Consider the following 389-nt stretch of genomic DNA (forward strand, 5'->3'; position numbering starts at 1 on the left):
GCTCACGCCGGTCGTGACTGGGGCAAGTTCGACATCCAGGCCGAAGTGGTGGATCGCTGCCCCTCCAAGTGCATGAGCTGGGACGGCAACAAGCTGTCCATCAAGACCGCCGACTGCGTGCGCTGCATGCACTGCATCAACACCATGCCTCGCGCTCTGCACATCGGTGACGAACGCGGCGCCAGCATCCTCGTGGGTGCTAAGGCCCCCGTGGTGGACGGCGCTCAGATGGGTTCGCTGCTGGTGCCCTTCATCTCCTGTGAAGCTCCCTACGATGAAATCAAAGAAGTCATCGAAAAGATTTGGGACTGGTGGATGGAAGAAGGCAAGAACCGCGAACGCGTGGGCGAAACCATGAAGCGTCTTTCCTTCCAGAAGCTGCTCGAAGT

The 389-nt window shown here is 59.4% G+C and carries 1 pseudogene; it reads left to right on the forward strand.

Features of this window, described 5'->3' with window-relative positions:
* A pseudogene (locus tag JWG43_RS19235) lies at window positions 1-389 on the forward strand (dissimilatory-type sulfite reductase subunit alpha); the annotation flags it as partial.

It is taken from the genome of Desulfobulbus alkaliphilus (genome assembly GCF_016918545.1).
GTDB lineage: Bacteria > Desulfobacterota > Desulfobulbia > Desulfobulbales > Desulfobulbaceae > Desulfobulbus > Desulfobulbus alkaliphilus.